Raw genomic sequence first — 24,803 nt, forward strand, 5'->3', positions numbered from 1 at the left:
CTCCGAATTATAAATTAAGAAAATCTTCATAGATATCCCGGTCATTTCTTCATTCATTTATTCTATAATTAGATAAGAAGTGAAAGCAGCAAGGGAAGGTAGATCAAGTATGAGATGGTTATGGCGTTTTTTGAAGTTTGCAGTTGTAATGGTCGTTGTATTATTTTTCTTCCTCCAGGCAGAAGGCAAAATAAACTTTAATTTTAAGGAACTTATTCATTTTGCCGATAAAGATGAATATACAAGCCAATATATATACATGACGGATAGAGGAACTGAAGAAGCGGTGTACGAAAAGAATGCGGATTCAAAGGCTTATCCGGCATCGCTGACAAAGATCATGACAACAATTGTCGCACTGGAACATATTGATGATCTGGCTGCCGCCGCTCCTGTCGATCTGGAGACCTATCGGAAAATGGTCGCAGCGAACGCATCCATGGCAGGTTTTTACGGCAGGGAAGCCGTAACCTACCGTGATCTGCTGTATGGAACTGTCCTGAATTCCGGTGGGGAAGCAGCGAATTCCCTCGCCATCCATGTGGGGGGCAGCGTCGGGAATTTTGTTCAGATGATGAATGACAAAGCAGCTGAACTGGGAATGAAAAATACCCGTTTTGCCAATCCGGAGGGTCTCCATCACACGAATCAATATACAACGGCCGCCGATATGGCCAGGCTGCTGGACTATGCTCTCGATAACAATAATTTCAGAGCCATTTTCACAAAAGAGACATTCCAGACATCGTCTACTCCTGATCATCCAAAGGGGGTTTTATTGCAGTCTACTGTGCTTGCTTCATTGGATAAAGCGAATCAAACCGGTTTTGAAATTATCGGCGGTAAATCGGGCACGACCTATGAAGCCGGGCAGTGCTGGGCGACGCTCGGGGTGATAGGAGACCATGAATATATCACGATTGTCATGGGCGCTCCACTGGAGAACATCAGCGAGCCGGATTATGCACAGAGAGCAGATACCCTGAAGTTGTTTGCAAGGGCTGGAAAATAGTAGAGGCAGTCTGCAGGTGCTTTTTTCGAATAAAAGTCTTACTTCAATAAAGTTGGATAATTAACTTTTGCTTCCTAAAACGATAGTGAAAATCAATTTTGATGATTGGTTATCTGATCGTGACACTGTTTTATGCTCACAAAATTCATTTTTTCCGTTTTGACGATTTACGGCTGCTGTCTTATGCTAATCTCAAATCAGTAGATGACAGATTAGTTAGAAAAATCATCGGAAAAATGATATACTATCTGAATAAGCAGTGTGAGGGGAAACGCATGACCAGACGAGCGATGAAACGGATCTATTTAACGAAACTGGTAGATCTGAAAATTGATTTTGCGTTCAAAGAATTGTTTGGAAGCGAAAAAAACAAAGCGATTACCATTGTTTTTCTAAATGCCATTCTTAAAAGAACCGGCCGAAACGTGATTAAAGAGGTCACATTCAATAACTTGGAAATCGGTGGAGACCATGAAGAAGATAAGCAATCCCGCCTGGATATCCTGGTGACTACGCAAGACCAGCATCAGATCAATATCGAAATTCAATTCACCAATCAATACGATATGATCAAACGCAGTCTATATTACTGGGCAAGGCTGTACAGTAATCAAAGTCAAAAAGGAATGGCATATACGAAATTGAAGCCTGCTATCGTGATCAATATTCTGAACTTTCATTTGGTGAAGGAGACCACTTCTTATCATACAACGTATCATTTGCATGAAGATGAGGAAAGTTTCCGGCTGACAGACGTCATGGAAGTACATTTCATTGAGATACCCAAGCTGCTGAAGCAGTGGAAAGAAGAAAAGCTGGATCCCTGGAGTGACGTGCTGGCCCGCTGGCTCTTGCTGCTCAGTATTGTGGATCAGCGGAAATCATATATTTACGAGGATATTTTCAAGGAACTGGAGGCGATTGCGGTGAATGACAAACATTTGCAGGACGCATTTACGAGCTGGAATGAGCTCAGCTTGGATCCAAAAGAACGGCAGGCATATGAAGTTCGGCTGAAACAAATTTTAGATCAGGAAGCTGCGGTGAACGAAGCGAAGTGGAGGCTGGAAGTTGCAGAGAAACAAGCGCTGGAAAGAGGAATGGAAAAGGGAATAGAAAAAGGGATAGAAAAAGGGATAGAAAAAGGAATGGAAAAGGGAATGGAAAAAGCAACGGCGCAAGTGGCGCGTAAGATGCTGGAAAAGCATATGAATGTGGAAGAAGTTGCCGAAATAACAGGATTACCGATTGAACGCATGCAGGAAATTAAAGCAGAATTGGGTTTGTGATTAATAAACCCTGTGTCGCGATGCCCTTTATAATCTCTGCCGCAACCGGAACTTTTTCTGCACTATACGAGAACGGCAACATGAGTTTGATGACGATGCCGCTCTTTTTGTATATCTGAAAGGTTATCTGACATCCCTCTTTATAGCAATTCCTTTACAGCCTGTTTAGTCTGGCTTTTCAGTTCCTGATAAGCCGTGCTGGTGTATAGAGTTTCTCCATCCCCGATTGTTTTTCCAGCCAAATAAAAAAACTGCGGTAAGTTGTTGCTTCCGCAGTTTCTTAATTGATTGGTATTCTAAATTATGCGGCATCCCCCGCAACCAGCCGTCTTTCCGTCCGGGTGACGAGATAGATGCTTGCTTCATACAGAGCGAGCATCGGGATTAAGATGATCAGCTGACTGATGAAGTCGGGCGGGGTGATGAGCGCTGAGACGACTGCCAGTACTACATAAGACCATTTCCTGACCTTCTTCATCGTATCGGAGGTCAGGATACCGATAGCGGAAAGGAACAGGGCGACAATCGGGAGTTCAAACAGCAGACCGATCGGCATCGTGGTCAGCAGCAGGAAACGCGCATACTCCTTCGCAGTGATCATGATTTCAAAATTCATTTCCCCGAGCTTGATCAGGAAATTATAGCTCAGCGGATTGACAACGTAATAGCCGAAAGCCAGTCCGCCAATGAATAGTATCAAAATGGCCGGTGAATACAGGCTGAGGAAACGTCCTTCTTTCTCCGTCAGTCCCGGTTTGACGAATTGCCACAGGAAGTGACAGAGAAAAGGGACGGACAGCCCGAAAGCGAGTGCCGCGGAAATCGTCGTATAGAATGAAACGACTTCCAGCGGACTGAGCACGGTCAGTGTATGTCCGCGTGTAATATAAGGGAACCATAAATTGATCGTGCTGAACGCAGTAATGAAGAAAAACAGGAAAACAGCAATGCTCTTAATGATCTGCTTCCGAAGATCATTCAAATGTTCGATAAGAGCCGGATCGGTATTGGACGGCGGTTCTTCAGGCGCCTGTCCGTTTGCCGGAGAACCGCTGTTGTCTTGATTCGGCTCCTGTATCGGCGGTATGTCACGGCTTTCATCGGATACAGAGGAAGGGGTCTCCGCAGGATGATCGGAAGGTACGGCCTCTTCCTCGGCTATTTTATCCAGCGGACTGAGAATCTTACGGTTATGATCATTGTACGGATCCATCTTGTCACCTACTTATTTACTATCCGTTTTTTCGGTATCCGAAAGTTTCTTGGCAGGCATTTGAGTATCATCGTCATCCATGATATCTTTTGCTGACTTTTTGAATTCCGCAAGCGTTTTGCCGACCGCAGAACCGACCTCGGGTAATTTCCTCGGACCGAACAGTATCAAGATAATGACGAGAATTATAATTAGCCCCGGTACTCCAATAGCTGCTAGATTCATACCAAATTCATCCTCTCTTAAACGAGTGATCCGCCTTTTTGACGGTATTTCTGTATGCCTTCCGCTGCGCGGTAAGCAAGTGCCCCGACCGTCGCTGTCGGGTTATATCCACTGTTATGATTGAAGTTTCCGGCGCCGACGACGAATAAATTTTCCATATCCCAGTGCTGCAAGTAATTATTCACGACACTCGTATTGGGATCATCCCCTATCGTTGTGCCGCCGGTGTTATGTGTCGATTGGTAAGGAGCGATATCATAGTCTTCCAGCATGCCGCCGCCCTCTGTCTTCTTCGCGCCCATTGCCTCCATTACGTCCACAGTCTTCTGGGTAATGAATTTATGCAAATTGCGGTCCTGTTCCGTAAAGTTATACGTCATTTGCAGGAGAGGGACACCATACTTATCTTTATACGTCGGATCAAGTGACAGATAATTGTTTTTATGCGGCAGGGAAGCGCCTTGTCCGAACACATCCAGTGCGCGTGTGAAGTTATGGACCGATGCTTTCTTGAACTCGGCTCCCCAGAGCGGAACGTCGGATGGGATCGGATTCGTTCCGATCGGCCGGCTTCCGGATTGTACGAAGGAAATGCTCGCGCCGTGAAGGAAATCGAGATTGCTGTGATCGAAGTTGTCGCCATTGAAATCATCAATCGTCATTCCAAGAGCTCCTGCACCCATGAATGTGTTCATTTGTTCATCGAAAAAGCCTGTAGCCCCCGGCTCGATCTGATAGCAATAGTTCTTGCCGAGTGTTCCTTTGCCGGTTTCCGGGTTGTACTGTTCTCCAATATCGGAGACCATCAGCAATTTCGCATTGTTCATCATATAGCTTGTCAGCACGACCACATCTGCCGGCTGGATGTATTCAGCGCCTGTCAATGTATCGACATAGCGCACACCTGTCGTCTTGTCACCCTGTTTCAAGACTTCCACAACATTTGCATGGAAGGTGATGTCGTAATTACCGGTCTTCTTGGCTGTCGGGACAACTGTTACTTCAGGTGATGATTTTGCTCCATATTCACAGCCGAACCGTTCACAAAATCCACAGTATTGGCAGCCGTTGATGCTTGCGCCATCCGGATTTTGATACGGTTCTGAAAGGTTGGCCGAAGGGACCATATATGGATGATATCCAAGATCGGTCGTTGCCTTTTCGAACTTTTTGAGCAAAGGTGTTCTTTTCATGGCAGGTGTCGGGAAATCTGAAGATCTCTTTCCCCAGAAAGGATTCGTATCTTCTCCGGAGAGCCCTATTGTCTTTTCGAATTTATCATAATAAGGTTCCAGCTCGTCATATGTAATACCCCAGTCCTGAAGTAAATAATCAGAACCGATTTTGCTCTTGCCATATTTCTTTTCAGTTTCTGAACGGATCTGGAAATCGTAGGGCAGGAAACGATAGGTCATCCCGTTCCAGTGAGTGCCTGCTCCGCCCAAACCTTCGCCGAGTAAAAAGGAACCCAGCTGCCGCATTGGCAATGCCCGCTGCTTCGCATTGTTGCGGAACGTGATGGTTTCTTTCGAGAGGTCCTGCATCAGCTCATAGCGGAATGCATAACGATATTCGTCATGAACCATCGAAAAGTCTTCCGTTCCGCGGTTTTTTCCGCGCTCCAGCCCGCGGACTTTCAAACCGGCTTTGGCACATTCGGCCGCGATGATGCCGCCTGTCCAGCCGACGCCGACTGTTACTACGTCTACTTTATCTAAAGTTTTTGCCAATGTTCTTCCCCCTTTATTAATGCTGCATGCTACTTAGAGATTTCGGTTCGATTTTCTGGAATTTCTCCTCTTCAATCACATTGATATAAGACATTTGATGGCCGGGAAATCCTTTCATCCTCCAACCTTCCATATTCACGTTCCCGTTGTAGAGAGGATCGGAATAGGCGCCTTCAAGCGTTGCGCCGCGCAGCAATTTGAAGAAAAACGAAGAAGATACACCTTGCATCTCAATTTTGTCTTTCTGCAAATCGGTCAATATTTCATCCATCTGCTGTCCTTCGATATCAATAAAACTTTTTTCAAAGCGTTTATTCGCTTCCTGATCCATGGCAGCTATCCCCGCAAGGAAGACCTCGGATCTCGGCAGGCGCGTCTGGTAGCCCTGCGTCGGACCGCCTTCGAAAAAAGGCTCCTGCATATACTCTTTTGCGTTGCTGCCATAATTGCCTGCCAGCTGGTTATCAATAAAATAAGGCACGCCTAACCCAATCGCGCCTGGTCCCAGTTCATCTTCCGGGAAAATGCGTTCAACGGCCTGGGACAATACATCGAAATCATGTCGTTTCTGAAAAAACATCAGCCCACGATTGATGTCGGCATCTGAATGGCCGGGTTCAGGTGCAACAGCCGTACCGGAATCGCTCTTCTTGACATTGTAGCCTACCAAGCCGCCGATCAGCCCGCCGCCGACCAGTGTACCGGCCGCAATTCCGCTTGTTTTCAGGAAATCACGCCGGGAAAGCCCTTTTTTAGTATCTGCCAATTTTTCTCCTCCTCATAGTCAGGTCATTAGTAAATGCCTGGTAAATAAAAGAATTATTTCATGGTAACAAAGTGATTTTGCATGGTCAAACATCAAGATTGTATTAAATGGACCATTTATACTAGGGTATTATTGATAATTATTTGAGAAGTCTATAGTCCTGTTAAAATGAATGTCTTATAAAACCTTGCTGCCAGAAGTTCTCGTAAAATTATGTAGATTATTAAACAGGAATGAGGTGATTCATTTATACTAAAGTCATCACACAGCAGAAGAACAGGATAGTGCCAGGCATACCCTATGAAACTAGTGCGCCTTTCAGCTCAAATCATCTTAACTTCTGTAGATTGACAGAATTATAACCAAATTACCGCTTGCTCTTTTATCTATAGATACCAACATGCCGTATAATATAAACACGCCCAGGTAAATAAAATGGAAAAGGTCACCCCTAATTCGAAATAGTTCGGAATTGTTTATGAATTGTGTCGCGCACAGGCACCGTTTTTATTTTTAAATCTGGCTATCTAGGTACCTGTTAATCAGCTGCTGTTTCCGATAAAGTGTTGTCAAGCATGGTTTGGAGGGTGTGGAAAATGGAAACTGTAAAAGAAATTGTGGGGATGGCGGCTATTACATTGTTGCTCGGTCTGCTGACATGGGCACTGGCAGACTCCTATATAGAAGAGTACGATCTGTTATCAGCAGAGCCATCGAACGCATTTATTGTTGAAAAAACTGCAGCGAAGGGCTTGTTTACTTCTCCTGCCTATTATGTTTGGACGGAAATAGAGGATGGCGAGGGGACGCGCAGTCTCAACCGCGTCTCGAAAAGTCAGATGGAGAACATCGAAATTGGTGATACTTTCAATGGCTATTCCACTGGCTCATCCAGCTTTTCCTCGTTGCGCGATATCTTGGCAGATAGCTTTTTTTATCTGATCGTTTTTTTCTTACTCGGATTCCTCACATTGTGTTGCTTCATTGCACTCATTTTTTCGGTACTTGAAACAAGGCGTCCAGGGAAAAAGAAATCTCCCAAGCGACAGGTGAAACAGAAACAAAACCGCAAGCGAAGGAAGAATGGTGGTAGAAAAAGGACTGGCTGGGGGATTGCCGGAGCTGCGGTACTGGTTTTTCTGTTGATTTCGGGACGCTTCGTATTGAACTTAATTCGGAAATTGCTGCCGTTCGGTAAAACCGAGGCGGAAGCACTGATTATAGACAAGTCAGAGGATATCTCTTACCGCAGACACGAAGATTCGGTCCATGAGCTGATTGTGTCCTTCAGAGACCAGGCTGGACAAAATATCGAAGTTATGCGGGACGTAACAAGTAGTACCTATAATCAATACGATATCGGGAGCATGCTGCCGATTGCATACCGCAGCGCAGATCCCTATGATATATTCGTGCGCGGCACTTCCATTACAGATGTCTTCCAACAAACGTTTATGTTCTATGAGTTGTACATGTATATCGCCTTGCTCGCTGCTTCGGCTTTTGTCGGCTGGGCGTATATTCAGGAACTTAAGAAGAGGAAAAAGGTCCGGAGAGAGCATGATAAGCGGAAAGGCAAGGGGAAATAGCGGGAGAAGCTATGAATCGATTTGGTGCCTGTGCGCCACACAACTCCGAAACTATTCGGAATATTTTGCGAGTTGTGTGGCACACAGGAACAATATAATATGTTTGTAAAGAAAGGGTGGATTCGTATGAAAAATGTCATGCCATTTTTGATGTTTCAAGGCGGTATAGCAGAAGAGGCTATGAATTACTACACATCACTCATCGAGGATTCGAAAATTAAAAGTATTTCACGATATGGATCTGAAGGACCAGGCAGAGAAGGCACAGTGATACAAGCTGTATTATCTTTAAAGGGGCAGGAGTTCATGTGCATCGACAGCCATGTGGTCCATGAGTTTACGTTTACCCCGTCTTTTTCTATCTATCTCACATGTGATACTGAGGAGGAAATCGACAACCTCTATGAGAAATTGATGCAAAATGGCACTGCACTTATGCCTATAAACAACTATGGGTTCAGCAAAAAGTTTGGATGGCTGAATGATAAGTTCGGCATATCCTGGCAATTAAACTTACCCGAGTAATTCGGCTGCAAATGACTATACAGCGCATTATGCCGGGTCTAGGGCCTCTGGTGAAATCCGATGACTGGTAAAAAAAGCGCCACAAAGCAGATCACAAAAGGCTCCCGTTGCCAAAAGTGATCTGTTTTGCGTTCTTGGAATTAAGGAAGACGTTACATCGCTTTACGAATGCATACTCCTGCTGAATTCGTACTAAAAGGTGCGCCGGCTGTGATAAGATGGGCACACAATCAAGAAAGGGTGAATGAACATGCAGAAGCAGCATGATTTCACGCAGGGGAACCTTTGGAAACAACTGATTGTCTTTTCGGGCCCGATTATGCTGACCAACTTGCTGCAGACATCTTATCAATTCGCAGACAGTTTGTGGGTCGGTAATTTACTTGGTGCAAGTGCACTTGGATCCGTTGCTGTTTCAAGTACTATTATATTTACAGTTCTATCCTTCGTAATCGGACTGAATAATTCAGCTCTGACGATTCTGTCCCAGCAAAAAGGCAGAGGGGATGAGCAGGGAATGAAACGGTATTTGAATGCGTATGTCGTGATACTGACCATCATGTCATTCGTGCTAGGAACCATAGGCTATCTCTCTGCAGAGCATTTACTTCGCATATTAGGGACACCCGAAAGCATGATGGCTGCAGCAAATTCCTATTTGCAAATCAACTTTATAGGAATGCTGTTTCTATTTGGCTATAACTTTATCAGCACTGTTCTGCGTTCGCTCGGAGACAGTAAAACACCGCTCCGTTTTGTGATGATTGCCGTTGCGCTGAATATTGTGCTGGATCCGTTGTTCATCGCAGGATTCGGCTTTGGGATCGAAGGAGCTGCCTATGCAACGATTCTAGCGCAGGGATCTGCATTTGTTTATGGGCTTCTTCATGTACTATACCGGAAACTTGCGCCGTTCAGCATCCCGGCATGGCCGGCAAAAAAGGAAATTGGACTGATTTTAAACATTGGCATCCCGTCCGGCCTGCAGATGGCCGTCATTTCCGCCGGTGCCGCTGCTATCATGAGCGTAGTCACGGTTTTCGGAGAAGATGTCGTCGGCGGATACGGTGCGGCCCAGCGTCTCGACAGTCTGGTGTTACTGCCTGCACAAGCGCTCGGCACAGCGATCAGCAGCATGGCGGGACAGAATATCGGCGTGAAGAATTGGTCCCGCGTCAAGCAGCTTGCCAAATACGGGGTCCTGTATAGTTTCGCCGTCACATTCCTGATTGGAATCATTGTCGTTGTCTTCGCGCAATACGGAGTACGGCTGTTCATTCGGGAGGAAGCATCGGTAGCATTTGGGACTAGATACCTGCAAATTGTCGCTTTATGCTATCCGTTCCTCGGTATTAACTTTGTTCTGAATGGGATTGTCAGAGCTTCAGGCGCGATGTATCAGGTGCTGGCTCTCAATATCATTTCCTTCTGGGTGCTTCGCTATCCGCTGGCCGCCTTGTTCTCCAGGGTCTTTGGAGATATGGGCATCGGAATCGGTGTAGGCATAAGTTTCCTAGTCAGCAGTTTTATCGCGTTTCTGTATTTCCGCTTCGGGAAGTGGCGCGAGAAGGAATTGTTTGTGTAATCGATTTCGTATTTTTGATTCGGTGCCTGTGTACGACACAACTTGGAAACAATTCAGAATCGTGTCCAAATTGTTTCGCGCACAGGCACCATCTAATAGAGAGGGGTAAGCAAATGCAACAGACTTTAAACCAAGTGGCGGATTGGCTGCAGATGAAAGTCGGATTCACTTCGTCTGAATTTGATTTCTTTATGAACGGGAAATCGTTCTGCATAACAGAAGAAGGGGCGGATGAACCGTTTGCAGTCTGCACGGTCGATTCGCAGGACCGCCTGATGAGCTTTGAATATATCGATCCGGACGATTTCGACGCGGGTAAGTTGAAAGTGGAGGATATGACGTCCGTTGCGGAGGCGTTTATACGCGAATTTCATCCGGACGGGCTGAAGACGTACCGGCTGCAGTCGGTGATCGATCTGGATGAGCTCTATCTGGTGGAGTATGGCATCCGGGATGAGCGGTACGGACTCGTTCTGCCGGGCATTGGATTTTCCCTGACGATTACCTCTGACGGCAAGGTCGTGCAGTTTAGTTTCAGTGAAGGGCCCGCCGATATCCGTTACCCGGAACACATCATACCGGAGGAAGAGGCGAAAGAAATCTATGCCGCACGTACTGATTTTGACCTCGAGATTCGCAAAACCGACACGGAGATATTCCACAATGGGGATAATACTTTCCGTCTCGTCTGGTCGCTGAAAGAGGCGGCGGTCGATATTCCGGCTGACGGCAGTGAACCTGACAGTGTGGCGGAAGGCAGGGAATATGAGACGCTTCCCGCACACGTTGCGCCGGTGAATACTCCGCTTCATGGGATGATCGGGATTACGGATGAGCATGTAAAGCTTGGCGAACATTCGGACGACGGTCTCCGAATTGAAAAGTGGCAGCATCTTTCATTGGAGAAACCGGATGAAATCGACTTCAGGGAAGCATACGCATCATTTATGATCACGATTCATTACGACAGCGGGGACCGTCCAGTATTCGTCTATAACGGAGAAGAGTGGACAGGAGATAATGACGCGCTCGGCGAGGAAACACTTATGTTGCGTGCATTCGATTATTTATTTGAGCTGTTTACTGAAGCGCAGAAGCATTTCCTGATGGAGAAGCTGGAAGAGGATGAAGAGTGGGATGAGCTGGTAGATTTTGTCGAGGAACTAACGGATGAGCTTGATAATTTGGAAGACGGGGAAGAATGTATGGCTGAAGATGACGAATGGGTCGACGGACCGGATGAAGCGGAAGAAGAGGAGTCGAAGGAATTTTATTTCCAGTATCATGTGAACGGCGTGCCGGTCGAAGGCCTGACGATGCACGTCTCAGTCGGCTTGTACTCCGGTCGAATTGTCTCCGCATCCATGGAATCTGCGTTAGAAATCCCTCCGGCAGACACGCTGACTGTTCCCGTGCTGACGAAACAGGAAGCGGCAGGGCAGCTGATGCAGCAGTTGAAGATGGAACTGTCGATGTCGATGGAGTTCGATGAAGACGGGCAGGTGTTCTACCGTCTGACATATTACCCATCGTTCCCCAAGACGAATGGCCATGTGCGTATGATTGATGCGGAGAATGGCACCGCATATTATATGGATGCCGGCGGTTCGGTATTTTATTGAGAGACCACTTCACGTGTTGCGTGGTGCACACTATTCACTGCATCCCGGGTTTTAGCGTCAGCATTTTATCGAACGAAAAGGCATTGAAAATTAGTCAATAAATAGATAATAAAAAAAGGAACGGGTTAGTCTTTATCAACCTGTTCCCTTTTTAATTTACATTCAAATAGACATTGTAACAAAAATATATACTTATTCTTTCACGTTTTTAACACAATGCCAGTAGGAATGGCTTCTGGATAATTGAATAGATAACGATAATAAGGAATTTTAAATCAATAATTATTTATTGATATTCGATAAATATGTTGCTACAATAAAATCAATAACAAATGAAAGAGGGGCTTTTATGAAACGTGGAACCACACTGATTTTAAAAATCGCTGTTTTTCTAATTGGAATTCCAGTTCTAACTTTTTGCCTAATGGGTTTGCCTTGGTTAATTAAAAATCCCGCAAATCCGGAGTATGCCAATATGCTATATCCTATTGTAATTATAATGTATATATCAGCGATACCATACGTTGCTGCATTGTATCAGGCATTTCGGCTCTTACGTTATATTGATAGAAACGAAGCGTTTTCAAGTATTTCTGTAAGAGCTTTAAAGAACATAAAGTACTGTGCGGTCTCCATCAGTATCTTGTATGTAATCGGCATGCCGTTCTTTTTTCTCTTGGGGGATAAAGATGACGCGCCGGGTGTCGTCCTGATCGGATTAATCATTATTTTTGCTTCAATGGTAGTTTCCGTCTTTGCTGCAGTTCTTCAAAAGCTATTAAAAGAGGCAATAGATATAAAATCTGAAAATGATTTAACAGTCTGAGGTGATTTAGATGGCAATTATAATCAATATTGACGTAATGCTGGCGAAACGGAAAATGAGTGTTACGGAACTTTCGGAGAGGGTTGGAATTACGATGGCCAACATCTCCATATTGAAAAATGGGAAGGCGAAAGCAATTCGATTATCAACATTAGAGGCGATTTGTAAGGTATTGGAATGCCAACCCGGAGATATTCTGGAATATCAAAGTGACGAAGAGAAATGAGGTGTGTGACCAGACCCAGAGACAATCAAGTTGCCTCTAAGTCATTTCACGCACAGGCACGCCGGGCGAAATTGCTGACCGGCGCGAACCGGAGGACAGATACCAACTCCTGAACAACAATACGATAATCACCAGATCCACCGCATCTCCGCCATAATACATCAACATCGCTCCTGCACGGGCTTCCTCAACAGGGACCCCATGAGGCGGATAGGCATAGAGAAATTTCGAAAGAATTCCATGCCCCGCAAGCGCCAAGATGAAAACGACCGTGCGATAGCCATAGCTGAATCGTCGCGATATCGGATCAATATACAGCATGGACACCGTAAACAAATAGCCTGCCGCGAATATATGGACATGTACGAGTATATGCAGCCATAAATGCTGGTGCATCGCCGCAAATAATCCTGTCGTATACAGCAGCCAGAGTCCGCCGATATTCAGCACAGCAGCGGTGACCGGGTGAATATAGAAACCTGCAAGCCTGCTTCTCAGCAAACGGCTTACGCGCCGTGCCTGCCGAACAGGAAGCGTCCGAAGCAAAAGCGTCACCGGTGCCCCGAGAGCCAATAAAAGCGGGCCTAGCATTCCGACGAGCAGATGCCCCGCCATATGCCAAGTGAAATTCTCATGCGACAGCACAGCGAGCGGACCGACCAGTGCACTCGCTGAAAGAACCGCGCCGGATACCCAGGAAACGATGCGCAGCCGAGACCAATTGCGCAGACGTTCCTGTCGATCGGAAAGATAGACGCCAACGAGATACAGCCCAATCGCCAGCAGTGCAGAAACCCCGAACAGCCAGTCCGTCACAATGAAAAACGAATCATGCAGCATGAGGTTTCACCTGCCCTGCACCCCGCGAATCCTGTCCCGCCGAACGTATCAGCAGAAGACCTGCTGCAATCATAATAATCGCCGATCCGTTCCATATGACATCGTACGGAACAATATCCACGTCATAGCGGATTTGATGGATACGCAGCACCTTATGCTGTATCGTTCCGTCATACAATTGGAACGCCCCGCCTCCGACCAGCTTGCCGCCCCAGAACATCTTATGCCACAGCGCATCCCGCCGGCGCAGATCCGCCACCAGATACAGCCCGCCCACCGTCGCAAACCAGCTGAACGCATGAAATAGCCCGTCCGACACCAGCCCAATCGCCACCGTCGACTTATCATAGAACTTATGCCAATGCAGCAGCTGATGAAACACTGTCTCATCCAGGAACGCCACAAACCCCAGGCCGAATAAAATTCCCGCCCATAAGTTTTTTGTTTGGAATTTCCTGCGATTCGCCCAATTTATTCCATGATTTTTTGACATCAGCCAGTCACCGCCTTCTAGATTTTCAGACTTATTATTTCCGAAAGGGGAAGAGGTTAAACAGAAAGCGAAAGGAATTATTTTACCTGGCGCATCTCGATTTCAGAGAATTACTGCTCGTGCTGAATTGCAATTTATTAGCAAAATAACTAGTTTTCTAGAGAATAAACATTGAAATATCGGGTAGATTAGGGAAAAGGAGGAATGCATAGATGAAGGCAGTTACTTTTCAGGGCGCCAAGGACATCCAAGTGAAAAAGGTGGATGCGCCGCATATCGAAAAGCCAGATGATATTGTTGTCAAAATTACTTCTACAGCCATTTGTGGATCAGATTTGCATATTTACACGGGGGCTTTGCCGGCGCATAAAGACTACGTGATCGGGCATGAACCAATGGGTATTGTCATAGAAACCGGACCCGAAGTGACGAAAGTGAAGAAGGGTGACCGCGTCATTATCCCTTTCAATATTTCATGCGGCGAATGTTTCTTCTGTCAGCATGAGCTGGAAAGTCAGTGCGACAACTCGAATCCGAATCCTGAAGTGGATACGGGCGGCTACTTCGGTTTCACGGAGCGCTACGGTAATTATCCGGGCGGCCAGGCTGAGTATCTGCGTGTGCCGTATGGAAATTTCATTCCGTTCGTCATTCCGGAAAGCTGTGAACTGCCGGATGAATCTTTGCTGTTTCTCTCTGATATTCTTCCGACGGCTTACTGGAGTGTCGAGCATGCCGGCGTGAAAAAAGGAGACACAGTTATCGTCCTCGGCTCGGGACCTGTCGGATTATTGACGCAAAAATTTGCCTGGATGAAAGGCGCGGAACGGGTTATCGCAATCGATCATGTGCCGTATCGGCTGCAGCATGCGAAGAAGACGAATAATGTGGAAATATTTAATTTCGACGAAGTAGATGAAATTGGACAGCAAATGAAAGAACTGACAAGCGGCGGTGCGGATGTTGTCATTGACTGTGTCGGCATGGACGGGAAAAAGAATGTTCTCGAAAAAGTCGGCCAGAAATTGAAAGTGCAGGGCGGAACACTGAGTGCCATCGACATCGCCTACCACTCCGTCCGGAAATTCGGCACGATTCAGCTGACGGGCGTATATGGATCGCTTTACAATATGTTCCCGCTCGGTTTCCTCTTTGAACGCAACATCAATCTGCGAATGGGGCAGGCACCGGTCGTGCACTATATGCCGACGCTGTTCGACAAAATCACGAACGGTGAAATCGACCCGACCGATATCATCACCCACGTCCTGCCGCTTGAAGAAGCTTCAAAAGCCTATGATACTTTCTATGAGCATGAAGATGAATGCATCAAAGTGATTCTAAAACCTTGAAACCACAAATCCTTTCGCCGACTATCGGAGGAGGGATTTTTTGATGGGCTTGTGGATAGTGGTGCACAGAGTGGAAGTGCAACGGAAGATTTAAAACGCACCTGTGTGTCACACGATTTGATCACTATTCGGAGTTGTGAAAAAGTCGTGTTACACATAGGCACCTAATTTACTGAACCATTTCATCACGGATTGCCAATATATCTTCTTCAGAAAGCCCTGTTACATCGGCTATATCTTCAATGGACCAATCCTTCTTCAGCATGTTCTGTACAACATGAAAACGTGCTTTCTTCTCGCCTTCCAACCGTCCTTCCAATCTGCCTTCCACTCGTTCCATGTGAAAAGCATTCGAGATGGTGGGGGAGGCATTTTCCTTATTATAGAGTTCCATGAGCTGTTCCTCCTCTCCTAAGATAGGATACATAGTTTGCGCCAGTTTTAGTTCTAAGTCCTTTGGCAATTTCAACAAGTAATCAATGAAATGGAATACAGCCTGGACCGCAGTGCGCGGATATTTCTCATTTCGGACGATGTCCCGCATCAATTTCATTTTGAATTGGTAGCGCTGCTGCTCCTGGTCTTTTGTCAAATGAAGGTACTTTGCAGCCATCACGACTTTACTGAACAACTTGTCGGATTTCTCAAGTTCCTCTTCGGAATAATCCAGGAGTTTACGAGTAGTATACGCGTATTGAAGCGTCGTTCCAAAAAATTGATAGTGGAAATCAGCAGGTGCTTTGCTTTCGTGTGGAGCTGTCATAATGGCAAGGGCGAAGATCTTTTCGCGGTAACGGTCATAAATGCGATAAAAATACTGGAACATACGGGCTGAAAAATCTTCCTGGTCGGCACCCTGAACTTCTACATGGATAAGAACCCACTGCTCTGAACCTTCTTTCATTTGCACTTTTACAATCTGATCGGCGACTCCGCGACCTTTTTTCCTATCGTTGACTAACTGAAAAAGCTCTTGCTGAAGAAAGTCAGGCGGTTTTGTAAAATCAATATGTGCATGCAGGTCAGGATTGAAAAACAGCAGAAAGTCTTCAAATAAATCTCCAATTACTTTCTTCCACAATCCATCTTGGTCAACGGCATATATTGCAGGTTGTTCCTTAACATGCATGATGACGATGTCCTCCCGCTCCTTTCATAATTTACTGACTACTTAGTTTCATTGTACTATAATCAGAACGTACGTTCAAGCGATTTCGTATAATTATCTGAAAATTGAAGTTTTTAATGAATGAGAAGAAACTTTACAGGAGAATAGATGCTATAATAAGAAAAATAATTTGAATAGAAAGAAGCGAAAAATCATGACAGCGAATGAATACGAAGAGTTCCGGGAGTTGATTTCGATAGGAGAAGAACTGAACTTTTATTATCAGGGTGAAGAATATTGGATCAGCCACACGCCGGGAAAATCCTACCTGACCAGATCGAAGGATTCTTACAGTCAGGAATTCAGCGGCCATGAGCAGCTTTTTGAGCAGGGGATGATTGACGGCAGGCTTATGGGTGAATTGTTTGAGGAGTTGGTATGGTAAGGTGAAAAAATGAGCCGGCAGGATATAGCTTCCTTTCAGCTCGTTTTTTTGTTTGATTCTACATTTCATTCAAACCGGCAAAATCACATAAATATTCGCGCCCGGCCCCTGCGTCTCGGGTTCAGTGAACGGAATCCGCCGAATCATTCCGAGTTCGATCAGCTTCCGCATCACCCGCCGGACCGTGGAATTCGATACGCCGAGTTCTTCCTCCATTTCCCTTTGTGTCAAATGTGCCGCCATATACGACCCGGAGTTCAACCGGATTAATTCGAAAACTTCCCGGTCCATCCTGTTCAGCCTCTGCCAATTTCTTCTGACGTGTTCCCTGACTGCAAACTCCATTTCTTCCCTGTTGTTGAATTCGGTATGGCCTTCCAAATAATGTAGCATATCGTCACTCCTTTTCCCTCTATATAGACAGTGGGCCGGAAAAGGATACTCGGATTGAAACTGTGCCTGTGCGTCACACAATTTGAAAAATATTCAGAATAGTTTTCGAGTTGTGTCGCACACAGGCACGATGAATTTATATTTCCCATTCCATACGGCAATCGTTTATACTGAAACAGGCGGGGCGAATATACGTTCTTTATTCGGCCGTACACTATACAGCCAGAGAGGTTTACATATGAAAGGCACTTCACATCTACTTATCGGCACGGCTGCCGGCGCTGTCGCGGGTTACGCCGCACAGCCTGACATCAGCACTGCATTGATTGGCGCAGCAGTCGGCGGGATCTCGGGTGTTGTTCCCGATCTCGACACGAACGGGCTGGCAAGCAACCGGATTACACTCAGCAAAAAAGTGAGCAAATGGCTGATGGAGTCCGCGGGTATCGTCATCCTCGCGACACTCGGCTACCGGGCGGTGACAGAGGGGCTCGACCGCGATATTTATCTGTACGGCAGCATCGGACTCCTGCTGCTCATCGTTTCGCGTCTCATCACACAGCGGCGGATGCTCACGATTACCGGTATACTCGTCATGCTGCTGGGCTTCGTCCTCGGCCAGTCCACCGGCATCCTGCTTGCCGGCAGCTATATCATATTCGCGTCATTCCTGCCGCACCGGTCGTACACGCACTCCGTTATCGGCGTCGTTTTCTACGCGTTCATACTGAAGCAGCTGGACGCGCAGTGGCCCATCGACGGCCTGGTCGCTGCGGGGCTTGCCGGCTACATCAGCCATCTGATCGCTGACATGAAGATACTTCCCGTCAACCGGCGGGGTGTTAAATGGTTTTTGCCGCTGTGGAAGCAGGAGTTTTAATTAACAATTTGATTATGTGCATGTTCCGATACAAGTTGAATAATAGGAATAGCCAATAAGAAGCGCTTAGACGAGCGTTTCTTATTGGCTATATTCCTTCTGAACTTATTAATTAAGTATTCATTTTTTATTTTTTCGCTCTAAAAGTACAGGAGTGATATTTAATAAAATCGATATAATCGTCAATATCCACAACGCTGCTGCCATCGTAGGCACCACATCTGATAGCGCAGCCCAATCTTCCGCCTTCACCCAATCGGACACCATACGGTAATCTGCAACAACTGTTAGTGCGGTAAATGATAATCCCATTGCCATCGCCAATTTATAATCTTTGCCTGAACCATACATATAAAGATTTATACAAGTTGCTGTTATGGCAATAAGTCCTAATAGTAACCACATAATTACGCCACCATTCACACTAATATTCTTATCAATTAAGACGGAATGGGCTAGTAAATAGATTCATAATTTCAACCAAATGGCGGTATTTGCGAAGAAATCATACTGTCATTGACGGGGTGCAAACAAAATCACGGAAACACCGAGCAAGCAGATTCCTGCTCCTATCAAATCATACAAATCAGGTGTCTTTTTATCAATGCCCCATCCCCACAGCACAGACAGAAAGACAAAAACTCCTCCGTACGCCGCGTAAACCCTGCCAAAAGAGGGGAATGTCTGGAATGTAATGACCACGCCATATAATACTAATGTAATCCCTCCGAAGAGTCCCCAAACAGCAGATTTACCCTCCCGCAGCCACTGCCAGATCAGATAGCCCCCGCCAATTTCAGCAACACCGGCTAAAAGAAAAATAATAATAGCATAAAACATTTTTAACAACCTCATTTCGTGATGGCTCCAAACAACCGGCCTGGCTCATTCTGCGGTGCCTGTGCGCCACACAATTTAGACACTATTCTAAGGAAAGGTACATGGTTACCGCGCAATTTAGAAACGATCCAGTATTGAACGAAAACGCCTATCTAATTGGAGTTCGTCTATTCGAAATTGTATACTATATAGAAGAGCATTTCATTGAAAGGTGGATAAGTACGTGAAGCTGAGAAATCCGAAATAAAAATGCATGTTCCGGATTTCGATTACTTACTATACGATATTTCAGGTTACTCGGATGGAGAAATGAAAGGTGCAGTGCAAACCCGAATTGGTTTAACTCTTTTACGTGATATTTTCACGTTGGATAATGAAAAAATATTACAATCTTTTTATCGTTCTGTTAATTATTTGAATGAGTTAGAAGACCGTCAGACAGGAATAGAATACTTTGAAACGATGATTCGGTATATAGCAAGTGCTGCAAAAAGTTTGACCAAAAAAGACGTAGAGGAACTTTTAAAAGAAGTGGAAACAACCTATCAGGAAGGGAGCGAAATCGCGATGACGTTAGCTGATATGTGGAGAGAAGAAGGCATGGAAAAAGGCTTAGAAATAGGCATGCGGGCAAGTTTAATCGAAATGGTTGATCAGGGTTTGATTGCTAAATTTTAAAAAGTGCCGCGTGATATTAGCGCTGGGATTCAAGAATTAGATATCCCTGTCCTCAAAGCAATCGTGCTGAAAATTATGAGCGATGACGGTTTTGAAAGTCTGAACGAGGTACGGGAATATTTATAAGAAGATAAGTGGTCAGAATAGCAAATCTCTTCACGTGCACAACATTGACAAACCATGTTGATGCCAAGTCTTAGATTTAGATTCATTTTGCAGTGTCTGTGCACCACACAATTTATACGCTATTCTGAATACCTTTTGCGCACAGACATACATTAAAAGATTTACTCAATAGAGCATCGCAAGCAGGCATCAGTCTGCTTACGATGCTCTTTTGGATTCTAAATTTTGATGCGTTTAAGTTAAGAAAAGAAATAAAAATATTTAAGTAAACAATGTTTACTTTTAAATAATAGATGATAGAATATTCTGTAATGGGGAGTGATTTCATGTCTAGTTTGAAAAGTAAGAAACAGTATACGTTCGATACATTTCTTGAGGGTAGGGATCGGCTCAATGATTTGGATAATCCATTTTTGTTGAATGTGCTGTCCAATCTTTCGGGAAATCAATGGGAGCAGCAGCTCGGCCGGCTGGAGCCGTTTTCTGAGAAATTATCGACTTCGTGGCGGAAAGTGACCAATGAGATTGCCAGACCGGAGAATCATCCGAAGCTGCGTCAATATGATGCATATAATCACCGTATTGATCGGATTGTACGGCCGGCGGAAGCAGTGCGGCTGAGTGAGGATGTATTTGGAGAGGGATTATTCTCTTCTGCACAGCTGCCTTATGAAGGCATAGTGAAAAGATATTTATTGCATGGGAATGGCGAAGCGGGAATCACCTGTCCCATTGCCTGTACGGATGGACTTATTGCATTGATTGAGCAGTTTTATGACGAAGTGCCTGACGAGGTCAGGGCCATTCATAAGCATGCAAAAGAGGGTATCGACGGGAAGTTTGCAGTCGGAGCGCAGTTCATGTCTGAAATTCAGGGGGGCTCGAATATCCCGGCCAATATCCTGCAGGCTGTTCCCGACGGATCAAATTACCGATTGTACGGCAACAAGTTCTTTTGTTCCGCAGTGCATGCAGATTACTCTGTCGTGACGGCAAGAATAGAGGGGACGGATCATGTAGCGGTATTCGTGGTCCCTTCCTATCTTCCCGGCGATCAGCCGAATGAAAAGCGGAATGGCTATCGCATCAACCGGTTGAAATGGAAATTAGGGACAACCGAGCTACCTTCAGGGGAAATCGACTATGATGGAGCCGTTGCGTATCGTATCGGACCTGAAAACCGCGGCGTTGCCTTGGCGGTTGGCATCGTACTGACACGTTCGCGATTGGATATCGGTTTTTCCAGTGCTTCATTCGTCATGCGTGCTGCCAGAGAGGCAAAACTGTATGGGCGTTTCAGGCAGGTGTTTGACCGGAAGATTGATGAATTCCCGATGGCCGCCGCTCAGTTGGATGAGCTCGAAGGGGCAGCCAAGCGGATGACAGCGACAGCTTTTCATATGTACAAAATGTTTTCCGAACAAGATGAATATGATGAATTGCAGAAGTTTGCACTGCGGGAACTGATTTTATTGCAGAAAATTTATTCAGCGAAGGAAGCGGCAGATCAGCTCCGGCTGGCGATATCGATCTTTGGCGGGCATGGGGCGATTGAAGATTTCTCGGCGATTCCGAGATTGTTCCGTGACAGCATGGTCAATGAGCTGTGGGAAGGGCCGCGAAATGTCCTGTTAACGCAAGTCTACAAGGATCTGGCAAAAGTGCGAAAAACGCTGTCAGTTGAGAAGATAGTGGAGGCAATGTTCCCGCATCTGTCTCTGCCCGAAGTGGAACAATACAGCAGGCGGATTGAAGAGCTGATGACTGCGGGACTTACCGGCCGTCCTGATTCGTCGAATAAAAATGCGGCAAGAAATTGGGAGTTGCTGTGGGAAGAGTTGTTTTTATCATTTCAGTATGCCGTAACAGAACCGTTTACAGAACTGCCGATTGTCAGAGAGGAACTGCTCAACACAATATAAAGGGGTGCATGTCGTATGGCGATGAACATTGGAAGTATTTTGAAAGACAGGTCAGTCATGATGGGAGACAAGGTCGGTTTTGTGCATGGAGACCTTGCGATGACGTTTTCAGAGATGAATGAACGGGCGAATTCATTTGCCGGCTATTTATTGGATAAAGGCTTGCAGCCGGGCGATAAAATGGCTATCCTATGCAAAAACAATGAACAAGCGATTGCCGCTTTCTTCGGTGCAGCAAAAATCGGTGTCCTCTCGGTTATGGTCAATTGGCGTCTCGGACAGGAAGAATTGGAGTATATTCTCACACACAGCGATGCCAAATTAGTAGTTCATGATAAAGCTTTTCAACCAGTCGTAGAGGATTTGAAGAATACAATTCCGGCTGTTCATTATATTTCGGATACGACCACCCCTTCCTTTACAGATGTCTGGCAGCAGAAAAAGGAGGAACCGGATTATCTATCGGAAGGAGATGAGCCGATTCTCATCATGTACACTTCAGGAACTACCGGCAAACCAAAAGGGGCTTTGCTTTCGCATACTAATCTGCTGGCTGCTTCTATTGGTTTGTCGCACACCATTGATTGGCGCGAGACAGACCGATTCCTGATGGTGGCTCCATTTTTCCACATCGGCGGATTAGCACCGTTAATCACTAATATTCATACAGGCGCCATGATGGTGCTGATAGAAGACTTTGATCCAATCGGGGCATGGAAAGTGATTGAAAAAGAGAAAATCACGACGATGATGACGGTTCCTGCGATGCTGACCTACTTGCTGCAAACCTATCCGGCAGTCAAATCAGATATTTCGTCCGTGCGCAACATTACATGCGGTTCATCTGCTGTATCTGCTCCATTGATCTTAGGATTCAGGGAGATGGGGATACCTGTACAGCAAGTGTACGGCATTACAGAGTATGCGGGCGCAGTCACGTTTTGGAGAGAGACGCAGGACCCCGGGAAATTTGATTCGATGGGCAAACCGGTCATGCACGGGACAGTCAGAATCGTGGATACGGAAACGAAAGAGAACTTGCCGAATGGGGAACTCGGAGAAATTCTTGTCGGCGGCCCTCAAGTATTCATTGGATACTATAAAAATGAAGAGGCATACAGAAGTACGGTGGTGGATGGCGAATTGCAATCGGGTGATATCGGATATATTGATAAAAACGGTTTCCTCTATGTTGTGGACCGTTTGAAAGATATGATCATCAGCGGCGGAGAAAATATTTATTCGGCGGAATTGGAGCAGGCTTTGATCCAGCATCCGGCGATTGCAGACGTGGCAGTTGTGGGCGCGCTGAATGAAAGATGGGGAGAGGTCCCGCGGGCGTTTGTTGTGAAAGCCCCGAATGAAGAGTTGTCCGAAGAAGACGTAATCAGCTTCAGCAAAGAAAAGCTGGCGTCCTATAAAGCGGTGAAAGAGGTAGTGTTCGTGGATGAACTGCCGCGTAACGCTGTGGGAAAAATACTGAAGAACCGCTTGAAGGAACTGGCGGTCAACTGATTCGAATACGAAACAAACAGCACCTTTTTGGAGAAGGTGCTTTTTTCTGTGCAGATTTTTATTCAGCTGTCTTCAAATGATCCAAATACCTTCCGGCGAGTGACAGGATATGCTGCAGCGCCTGTTCATCTGAAAATGCCGGATGGTTTTTATAGGTGATGACATAGGGTGCCTGACATAGGGTGCCTGTGTATCACGCAACTCGCAAACGATTCGGAATTGTTCCTGAGTTGTGTCGCGCACAGGCACCTCATTTAGTTTGGTACATAGGCACTTTGTCGATGCATTACCAAGCCTTCCAAAAGTTAGCTATATTGCTGATCATCGATACGTGAGTTGCAAGGAATCTGGAATCGGGTAGTAATAGACATGAAGGCTGCCTTGTTGATAAGCCTTTCCTGAATTGGCTGCCTTTTTCAGCTCGCTGTACAGCTTTTCTTCCGTTCCGGCAAAACCGAGAATTGAAAGGTACGTAGAAGCTAGACGTAAACTGTTATCTTGATTCTGCTTTTTAAATTTCTTAAATTCTATTAACTTTCCAGGGTCGAGACCTTCTTCTGTTAAACTTGCAGGGTATTCTCTCGCTGTGAAAGTGAGATCTCTGCCAACCGGACCACTAAAATACAAATTGTACTTCGTAAAATCAACTTTGCGCCATGCCTTCAAAAATGATGAATCTGGCTTCAATCCTTTAATCGAGTCTCTTGCGTACCCAATTTCATTCGTTTTGTATGAATAAGTATGCGGTATTCTCTCGTCCATAAGGAAATTCTTGAATCCCTTTTTCTTATCGGGTAATGAAGGATCCAGATGCTCAATCGCTTTCATCAATGGCTTGGCTGCCGGTTCGATCACGACGGCTCCAGGGTTTTGGTTAAAAATTCCGTTTTGATTCGGTTTTTGAGGTTCTTTCAAGGCGGATGCACTGATATCTGCATTGAACAGACGATAAAGGAACGTAACACCCTGAATTCTCGTCAAGTAATTATGTGCTCCGAACCGATCGACAAGTGAGACTCCATTTGGATTTTGTCCTACTGTAATTTGCTGATCCAATAAAAATTGGATAGAAGCATCCAAACTTTTGTTTTCTCCTAGTAACTGAGCGATGGACTGTGCCACGACTCCCCGTTTAACTTGCTGCTGACGATTTTGGACATCGAAATAGCCAAGCATCGGCACTTCGTAGTGAATCAATGCATCGTAGTTTTCATTGGACCAATGTGAAACCGAAGTCCGTTTTGAAATGGATGCACCTGACTTATTAGGAAGCTCAAAGTAATTGGACAGCATTTTTGCCCAGTGTGCTTCTGTCAATTTTTCATTCGGTTTCAATGAGCCGTCGGGGTAACCCGAGATAATTCCGTTTTCTTTCGCCCACAATGAAGCATAATACGAATAAGTTCCTTCCGCTAATTGCTTATCTTTGAATGGCGCAACTACATAGTAATCTTTTATGTATGCAGGCAATCCCTCTACTGTTTCCGAACGATAGCCGTCTTTCCCGGTCGCCTCGATCGGCATGCTTGTGATGCTAAAGAATAGGATCATAGTCAGGCATGCTATTAACAACTTTTTCATATTTCTACCTCTTCTCTTTAGT

General features: G+C 45.6%; 25 protein-coding genes. 14 read left to right on the forward strand and 11 right to left on the reverse strand.

Annotated elements, in window-relative coordinates; translation table 11 throughout:
* Positions 1-109: 109 nt before the first annotated feature.
* Positions 110-1,012, forward strand: coding sequence for a D-alanyl-D-alanine carboxypeptidase family protein (locus NCCP2331_RS16545; RefSeq protein ID WP_251671886.1), 903 nt, complete (start codon positions 110-112; stop codon positions 1,010-1,012).
* A gap of 275 nt (positions 1,013-1,287) precedes the next feature.
* Positions 1,288-2,301 carry an Rpn family recombination-promoting nuclease/putative transposase gene (locus NCCP2331_RS16550; protein ID WP_251671887.1) on the forward strand — a complete coding sequence of 338 codons (1,014 nt, stop codon included), beginning with the start codon at positions 1,288-1,290 and terminating at the stop codon, positions 2,299-2,301.
* A 301-nt stretch (positions 2,302-2,602) separates the two neighbouring features.
* On the opposite strand, the gene tatC is transcribed toward NCCP2331_RS16550, so the two are convergent.
* From tatC to NCCP2331_RS16570, 4 genes are read right to left on the reverse strand one after another with little or no spacing between them, the layout of a single operon-like run.
* The gene (gene tatC / locus NCCP2331_RS16555) at positions 2,603-3,514 is read right to left on the reverse strand and encodes a twin-arginine translocase subunit TatC (protein ID WP_251671888.1); all 912 of its coding nucleotides are present in this window, start codon (positions 3,512-3,514) and stop codon (positions 2,603-2,605) included.
* A 12-nt stretch (positions 3,515-3,526) separates the two neighbouring features.
* A complete protein-coding gene (tatA, locus tag NCCP2331_RS16560) occupies positions 3,527-3,739 on the reverse strand; it encodes a twin-arginine translocase TatA/TatE family subunit (protein WP_251671889.1) in 213 nt (70 codons plus the stop codon).
* 17 nt (positions 3,740-3,756) lie between these two features.
* Positions 3,757-5,469, reverse strand: coding sequence for a GMC family oxidoreductase (locus NCCP2331_RS16565; RefSeq protein ID WP_153723025.1), 1,713 nt, complete (start codon positions 5,467-5,469; stop codon positions 3,757-3,759).
* Between the two features lie 16 nt (positions 5,470-5,485).
* Entirely contained in the window at positions 5,486-6,235 is a 750-nt protein-coding gene (locus NCCP2331_RS16570; RefSeq protein ID WP_153723024.1) for a gluconate 2-dehydrogenase subunit 3 family protein, read from the reverse strand.
* Positions 6,236-6,831: 596 nt separating this feature from the next.
* Between NCCP2331_RS16570 and NCCP2331_RS16575 the strand changes: the two genes are divergently transcribed.
* The 6 genes from NCCP2331_RS16575 to NCCP2331_RS16600 all read left to right on the forward strand — a co-directional run bounded on the left by NCCP2331_RS16575 (position 6,832) and on the right by NCCP2331_RS16600 (position 12,608).
* A complete protein-coding gene (locus NCCP2331_RS16575; RefSeq protein WP_251671890.1) occupies positions 6,832-7,824 on the forward strand; it encodes a hypothetical protein in 993 nt (330 codons plus the stop codon).
* Between the two features lie 126 nt (positions 7,825-7,950).
* A complete protein-coding gene (locus tag NCCP2331_RS16580) occupies positions 7,951-8,349 on the forward strand; it encodes a VOC family protein (RefSeq protein ID WP_251671891.1) in 399 nt (132 codons plus the stop codon).
* 250 nt (positions 8,350-8,599) lie between these two features.
* Positions 8,600-9,934, forward strand: coding sequence for an MATE family efflux transporter (locus tag NCCP2331_RS16585; protein WP_251671892.1), 1,335 nt, complete (start codon positions 8,600-8,602; stop codon positions 9,932-9,934).
* Positions 9,935-10,047: 113 nt separating this feature from the next.
* Positions 10,048-11,556 (forward strand): DUF4901 domain-containing protein, encoded by a 1,509-nt coding sequence (locus NCCP2331_RS16590; protein WP_251671893.1) that lies wholly within the window; start codon positions 10,048-10,050, stop codon positions 11,554-11,556.
* A 349-nt stretch (positions 11,557-11,905) separates the two neighbouring features.
* Complete coding sequence (locus NCCP2331_RS16595) at positions 11,906-12,382, forward strand: DUF2975 domain-containing protein (RefSeq protein ID WP_251671894.1); 477 nt, start codon at positions 11,906-11,908, stop codon at positions 12,380-12,382.
* A gap of 10 nt (positions 12,383-12,392) precedes the next feature.
* On the forward strand, positions 12,393-12,608 hold the full coding sequence (locus NCCP2331_RS16600; RefSeq protein WP_153722997.1) for a helix-turn-helix domain-containing protein: 216 nt from the start codon (positions 12,393-12,395) through the stop codon (positions 12,606-12,608).
* 36 nt (positions 12,609-12,644) lie between these two features.
* On the opposite strand, the gene NCCP2331_RS16605 is transcribed toward NCCP2331_RS16600, so the two are convergent.
* Positions 12,645-13,448: a cytochrome c oxidase assembly protein gene (locus NCCP2331_RS16605; protein ID WP_251671895.1), complete on the reverse strand. Its 804-nt coding sequence runs from the start codon at positions 13,446-13,448 to the stop codon at positions 12,645-12,647.
* On the reverse strand, positions 13,438-13,944 hold the full coding sequence (locus NCCP2331_RS16610; protein ID WP_376776833.1) for a DUF2243 domain-containing protein: 507 nt from the start codon (positions 13,942-13,944) through the stop codon (positions 13,438-13,440). Before NCCP2331_RS16610 ends, NCCP2331_RS16605 begins: the two co-directional genes overlap by 11 nt.
* Positions 13,945-14,153: 209 nt before the next feature.
* Here NCCP2331_RS16610 and NCCP2331_RS16615 point away from each other — a divergent pair, with 209 nt between their 5' ends.
* Complete coding sequence (locus tag NCCP2331_RS16615; RefSeq protein ID WP_251671897.1) at positions 14,154-15,293, forward strand: zinc-dependent alcohol dehydrogenase; 1,140 nt, start codon at positions 14,154-14,156, stop codon at positions 15,291-15,293.
* A gap of 169 nt (positions 15,294-15,462) precedes the next feature.
* Here the strand turns inward: NCCP2331_RS16615 and NCCP2331_RS16620 are convergent, their stop codons facing one another.
* Positions 15,463-16,422: an RpnC/YadD family protein gene (locus tag NCCP2331_RS16620; RefSeq protein WP_251671898.1), complete on the reverse strand. Its 960-nt coding sequence runs from the start codon at positions 16,420-16,422 to the stop codon at positions 15,463-15,465.
* 193 nt (positions 16,423-16,615) lie between these two features.
* Here NCCP2331_RS16620 and NCCP2331_RS16625 point away from each other — a divergent pair, with 193 nt between their 5' ends.
* Complete coding sequence (locus tag NCCP2331_RS16625) at positions 16,616-16,846, forward strand: hypothetical protein (protein WP_251671899.1); 231 nt, start codon at positions 16,616-16,618, stop codon at positions 16,844-16,846.
* A gap of 69 nt (positions 16,847-16,915) precedes the next feature.
* Here the strand turns inward: NCCP2331_RS16625 and NCCP2331_RS16630 are convergent, their stop codons facing one another.
* Complete coding sequence (locus tag NCCP2331_RS16630) at positions 16,916-17,239, reverse strand: winged helix-turn-helix transcriptional regulator (RefSeq protein ID WP_251671900.1); 324 nt, start codon at positions 17,237-17,239, stop codon at positions 16,916-16,918.
* A 238-nt stretch (positions 17,240-17,477) separates the two neighbouring features.
* Here NCCP2331_RS16630 and NCCP2331_RS16635 point away from each other — a divergent pair, with 238 nt between their 5' ends.
* A complete protein-coding gene (locus NCCP2331_RS16635; protein WP_251671901.1) occupies positions 17,478-18,119 on the forward strand; it encodes a metal-dependent hydrolase in 642 nt (213 codons plus the stop codon).
* 120 nt (positions 18,120-18,239) lie between these two features.
* On the opposite strand, the gene NCCP2331_RS16640 is transcribed toward NCCP2331_RS16635, so the two are convergent.
* Positions 18,240-18,524 carry a hypothetical protein gene (locus tag NCCP2331_RS16640; protein WP_251671902.1) on the reverse strand — a complete coding sequence of 95 codons (285 nt, stop codon included), beginning with the start codon at positions 18,522-18,524 and terminating at the stop codon, positions 18,240-18,242.
* 108 nt (positions 18,525-18,632) lie between these two features.
* Positions 18,633-18,959: a YnfA family protein gene (locus tag NCCP2331_RS16645; protein WP_251671907.1), complete on the reverse strand. Its 327-nt coding sequence runs from the start codon at positions 18,957-18,959 to the stop codon at positions 18,633-18,635.
* Between the two features lie 243 nt (positions 18,960-19,202).
* On the opposite strand from NCCP2331_RS16645, the gene NCCP2331_RS16650 reads away from it, so the two are divergent.
* The 3 genes from NCCP2331_RS16650 to NCCP2331_RS16660 all read left to right on the forward strand — a co-directional run bounded on the left by NCCP2331_RS16650 (position 19,203) and on the right by NCCP2331_RS16660 (position 23,200).
* A complete protein-coding gene (locus tag NCCP2331_RS16650; protein ID WP_264879266.1) occupies positions 19,203-19,637 on the forward strand; it encodes an Rpn family recombination-promoting nuclease/putative transposase in 435 nt (144 codons plus the stop codon).
* 452 nt (positions 19,638-20,089) lie between these two features.
* Positions 20,090-21,685 (forward strand): acyl-CoA dehydrogenase family protein, encoded by a 1,596-nt coding sequence (locus tag NCCP2331_RS16655; protein WP_251671904.1) that lies wholly within the window; start codon positions 20,090-20,092, stop codon positions 21,683-21,685.
* A 15-nt stretch (positions 21,686-21,700) separates the two neighbouring features.
* Positions 21,701-23,200, forward strand: a complete 1,500-nt coding sequence (locus tag NCCP2331_RS16660; RefSeq protein WP_251671905.1) for a class I adenylate-forming enzyme family protein — start codon at positions 21,701-21,703, stop codon at positions 23,198-23,200.
* A 321-nt stretch (positions 23,201-23,521) separates the two neighbouring features.
* Here the strand turns inward: NCCP2331_RS16660 and NCCP2331_RS16665 are convergent, their stop codons facing one another.
* Positions 23,522-24,781, reverse strand: coding sequence for an S-layer homology domain-containing protein (locus tag NCCP2331_RS16665; RefSeq protein ID WP_251671906.1), 1,260 nt, complete (start codon positions 24,779-24,781; stop codon positions 23,522-23,524).
* Positions 24,782-24,803: the final 22 nt, after the last annotated feature.

It is taken from the genome of Sporosarcina sp. NCCP-2331 (assembly GCF_023707945.1).
Lineage (GTDB): Bacteria > Bacillota > Bacilli > Bacillales_A > Planococcaceae > Sporosarcina > Sporosarcina cascadiensis.